The 4216-nt window shown below is 40.9% G+C and carries 5 protein-coding genes and 2 pseudogenes; 2 read left to right on the top strand and 5 right to left on the bottom strand.

Translation table 11 applies throughout. The features are described from left to right. From IM507_RS02485 to IM507_RS02475, 4 genes and pseudogenes are all read right to left on the bottom strand, one after another. A partial coding sequence (locus tag IM507_RS02485; RefSeq protein WP_465246286.1) for a tetratricopeptide repeat protein occupies nt 1–1608 on the bottom strand: 1608 nt, incomplete at its 3' end. A gap of 20 nt (nt 1609–1628) precedes the next feature. Beyond that, a pseudogene (locus IM507_RS23410) lies at nt 1629–1748 on the bottom strand (YgiT-type zinc finger domain-containing protein); the annotation flags it as partial. A gap of 74 nt (nt 1749–1822) precedes the next feature. Next, on the bottom strand, nt 1823–2161 hold the full coding sequence (locus IM507_RS02480; protein WP_002735894.1) for a XisI protein: 339 nt from the start codon (nt 2159–2161) through the stop codon (nt 1823–1825). Nucleotides 2162–2322: 161 nt separating this feature from the next. Further along, a complete protein-coding gene (locus IM507_RS02475; protein ID WP_287636492.1) occupies nt 2323–3408 on the bottom strand; it encodes a tetratricopeptide repeat protein in 1086 nt (361 codons plus the stop codon). Nucleotides 3409–3682: 274 nt separating this feature from the next. On the opposite strand from IM507_RS02475, the gene IM507_RS02470 reads away from it, so the two are divergent. Further along, a complete protein-coding gene (locus IM507_RS02470) occupies nt 3683–3922 on the top strand; it encodes a DUF433 domain-containing protein (RefSeq protein WP_002736820.1) in 240 nt (79 codons plus the stop codon). After that, nucleotides 3922–4089, top strand: a pseudogene (locus IM507_RS02465) (DUF5615 family PIN-like protein); the annotation flags it as partial. The gene IM507_RS02470 and the pseudogene IM507_RS02465, both read left to right, overlap by 1 nt. A gap of 19 nt (nt 4090–4108) precedes the next feature. Here the strand turns inward: IM507_RS02465 and IM507_RS02460 are convergent. Further along, nucleotides 4109–4216 (bottom strand): transposase (locus IM507_RS02460; RefSeq protein WP_190538260.1); only part of this gene is annotated, 108 nt, incomplete at its 5' end.

Here is a 4216-nt window from a genome sequence, read left to right as displayed (position 1 = left end):
GATAGCTAAGGCTTCTTTGTAGAGGGGTTCGGCTTCGCTGTATCTTCCTTGAGACTCGTAAAGTCCTGCCAAATTGTTGAGACTGGTGGCGGTAGAGGGATGGTTGTCTCCTAATTGTTGTTTCCTGATAGTCAAGGCTTCTTTGTAGAGAGGTTCGGCTTCGCTGTATCTTCCTTGAGACTGGTAAAGTAATGCCAAATTGTTGAGACTGGTGGCGGTATCGGGATGGTTGTCTCCTAATTGTTGTTTCCTGATAGTCAAGGCTTCTTTGTAGAGAGGTTCGGCTTCGCTGTATCTTCCTTGAGACTGGTAAAGTTCTGCCAAATTGTTGAGACTGGAGGCGGTAGAGGGATGGTTGTCTCCTAATCGTTGTTTCCTGATAGCTAAAGCTTGTTTGTAGAGGGGTTCGGCTTCGCTGTATCTTCCTTGAGACTCGTAAAGTCCTGCCAAATTGTTGAGACTGGTGGCGGTAGAGGGATGGTTGTCTCCTAATTGTTGTTTGCTGATAGTTAAGGCTTCTTTCAAGAGGGGTTCGGCTTCGCTATATCTTCCTTGAGACTTGTAAAGTCCTGCCAAATTGTTGAGACTGGAAGCAGTGTCGGGATGGTTGTCTCCTAATTGTTGTTTGCTGATAGTTAAGGCTTCTTTCAAGAGGGGTTCGGCTTCACTGTATCTTCCCTGAGAATAGTAAAGTAATGCCAAATTGTTGAGACTGGTGGCGGTATCGGGATGGTTATCTCCTAATTGTTGTTTGCTGATAGTCAAGGCTTCTTTGTAGAGGGGTTCGGCTTCGCTGTATCTTCCTTGAGACTTGTAAAGTCCTGCCAAATTGTTGAGACTGGAAGCAGTGTCGGGATGGTTATCTCCTAATTGTTGTTTGCTGATAGTCAAGGCTTCTTTGTAGAGGGGTTCGGCTTCGCTGTATCTTCCTTGAGACTTGTAAAGTCCTGCCAAATTGTTGAGACTGGAAGCAGTGTCGGGATGGTTGTCTCCTAATTGTTGTTTATGGATAGCTAATGCTTGTTTTAAGAGAGGTTCGGCTTCGCTGTATCTTCCTTGGGAATAGTAAAGTAATGCCAAATTGTTGAGAATGGTGGCAGTTAGGAGATGGTTGTCTCCTAATTGTTGTTTGATGATAGTCAAGGTTTGTTTGTAGAGGCGTTCAGCTTCGCTATATCTTCCTTGAGACTCGTAAAGTCCTGCCAAATTGTTGAGACTGGAGGCGGTAGAGGGATGGTTGTCTCCTAATTGTTGTTTCCTGATAGCTAAAGCCTGTTTGTAGAGGGGTTCGGCTTCGCTGTATCTTCCTTGAGACTCGTAAAGTCCTGCCAAATTATTGAGACTGGTGGCGGTAGAGGGATGGTTGTCTCCTAATTGTTGTTTCCTGATAGCTAAAGCCTGTTCTGCTAGGGGAATCGCCTCGTTGTATTTCCCCTGCTGATACAGTTGAATAACTTGCTGAGTTAGCCTCTCTGCTTCGGCTAATTTATCTTGCGGTGAAACCTGAGAAATCACCTGTCCCACCGTTGGGGTTAACATGACTCCCGATAATCCCATCATCCCGGTAATGACGACAACCGCTATCCCTGATTTGATTGATACTTTCATTGGTTTTTTATCCCTAGAGTTTATTGATAGGCAAAAACATCAACTTGAATAGATTTGTCGGGTTGAGCCTTTCGCTGTAGTAAAATTCTGATTTTTTCTGCCGTTTCACTACTAAAAACAACCTCACCACAGTTATAGCATTACTTTAAGGCAGAGCCTTAGATATTGTGTTCCAAGGCAAAGCCTTGGAACAAGGGGACAAGGAGAATTTGTTTTAAGTACCATAATTAGTATAAGGCCGTTTATAAGGTGGTTGCAGTCCCAAAACAATATCCTCCCTCTTAACACCCATTGAAATTAAATCCTCTGCTGGATTCAATTCCGTTAAATTTTGTTGTAGCCAAATCTTATTATCACGAATATCAAAATGAACAATCGAGCGGTAAACTCGTTTTAAACCTTCCCATCCTACATTCATCCACTGATAATGATCCCGTTCCACATCAAATATTAATTGTACTTCTACGTCTTCACCGGTAACATCTTCTGCTACATAGCGACTTAACAAATTTTGCACTGCTTGACGATATTTTATGAGTTTATCTTTATCCATTGTGTAATTACCTCCGTACAAAAGTAGTAGCCATTATCCATAATTTATAGTAATTTCAAATAAGTTGTAGGGGCGAAGCATTCGGATAAGAAATCTACGGTTTCAGCGATAGGTTATTGCCCGAATGCTTCGCCCCTACGGGAGTGCTATAACTTCCATCCTTACTCCCTCTTTAAAATTTCATTAATTATTTTATCCAATTCCTGAACCTGCGAAGTATCCCCTAACTGATTATAAGTCCCCTTCGCCTTAGTTAACCACTGTATCGCCTCATTCTTATTTCCCAAGATACGATAAGCTATTCCTAAACCCGCTTGTATCTCCGCTTGCACTGACAAATTCTGCGTATTTGTTGCCAGTTTTAACGCCTTTTCATAAGGTTTTTTTGCCAACTGAGGCAACCCTATCTTAAGGTAAGTATCCGCTAACAGTTGATAAACCGTAGCAACCTGACTATTTTGCTTCACCAATCCTTCTAATACCTCAACCGCATCCCCATACAACCCATAACCTCGATAAAGATGCGCTAAAACTAACCCTGCTTCCTCTGGGGATAATTGCTGCTGTTGAACAGTTTTAACAGCATCTAAAACCGTTTTTTGAGTCTGTTCATCTAATACTCTAAACCCGACTACTGCATCACTTCTAGAAGACGCACCATTATCAGCTTTTATTGTTACCCGATATCGCTTTCCTGCTTCCAGAGGAGGTTCACCGGGATAGACTATTTCAGTTTTATTTGTCTGCGTTTCCCAATTAACCCCATCTATTTTGATAGTATAATTAGTTGCACCCGGAACAGCATTCCACCGCAGTGGAGGACGATTGGTGAGAATATTCGTTTGACGAGGAGTAATTAGGTAAGGTAATTTTGCTAAAACTTTCTCTTTATTTCCTGTTGGACGGAGGGTTGTATTATTAATATTGGGAAGTGAAATCACAGGATTTCCCCGAGGACAGCCACTAGAAACAATATACTTTCCTTGTTTAACCGTCCACTGCTTGAGATTACTACAATAAACCTTAACGGAAGCGTTGGCTGCTACTTCTAACTTATCATCAAAACTGAGGGTAAGTCCGACAGAAGCGGGAAGGGTTTTTTTCCATTGTGGTTTTTTAACGGTAACTTTCCCTTTTACCTCAAAAATCGTGTTAACTCCAACAGTGTTGCTAAAAGTCGCCGCCGGAAATCCTACCGTAATTAATATCAGGGAAATGGGGGTAAAGATTTTGAGAAATTTATTCATGGGTTGAATCAATTGAGGTTTGGCTTTAATTAGGTTCGTTGTTGGACTTTAGCATAAGATTTCAGAAAACGGGTTTTTTCAAAAAAACCGTTTTCTCGTCTAACTTGTTATATTACTACAACTTAAAACCTCACCATTCCCTAATCTTCCCTATGGGGTTGGAGACAAGCTTTGCACCCTCACAGAAGGAGTAATTTCCCACTTCCGCTCGCAACTATAGAATTAGCTATAATAAAATTACCACAGGTATCATCTTCATATTTCTGGAAACTATATGACCTTAAAACAATTAGACCGAATTACTTTTAACTCCAAAATTATGGCAGGTCAAGCCTGTATTCGAGGAATGCGTATTCCTGTTTCTTTAATTCTTAATCTACTTGCTAACGAAAAGCCGATAGAGGAAATATTAGAGGAATACCCTGACCTAGAAAGAGAAGATATTCACCAATGTTTATTATATGCTTCTTGGTTAGCCAGAGAACAAGTTCATCATTTTGAATTAATCGAGTAATGGAGATAGAGTTTCTAGCCGATATGGGGATTTCTCTGCGTACAGTCTCATGGTTAAGAGAACAAGGTTATGATGTCGTTCATCTTCGAGATGAAGGCTTACAAACTTTATCTGATCAGGAAATTCTTGCCAAAGCAAAAAGAGAAAAGCGGATAATTTTGGCTCTTCGTTACCCTTTATGCTAAATCAACAGACAAGATGCCAAGACAACATACTTCTAACCCAAAAATTCCGAAAGTTTCTAAAGCCATAGCCTCTCCGTTTTATTAGTTTAAGTTTATTGTTGATTCCCTC

This window comes from Microcystis sp. M20BS1, from assembly GCF_020245305.1.
GTDB lineage: Bacteria > Cyanobacteriota > Cyanobacteriia > Cyanobacteriales > Microcystaceae > Microcystis > Microcystis ichthyoblabe_A.
Note: the sequence above shows the minus strand (reverse complement) of the source record. Positions and strands in the feature narration are given on the sequence as shown.

Coding starts and splice junctions, on each gene's coding strand:
- IM507_RS02480 (WP_002735894.1), bottom strand. CDS start 2,161: ATGGATAAAGATAAACTCATAAAATATCGTCAAGCAGTGCAAAATTTG.
- IM507_RS02475 (WP_287636492.1), bottom strand. CDS start 3,408: ATGAATAAATTTCTCAAAATCTTTACCCCCATTTCCCTGATATTAATT.
- IM507_RS02470 (WP_002736820.1), top strand. CDS start 3,683: ATGACCTTAAAACAATTAGACCGAATTACTTTTAACTCCAAAATTATG.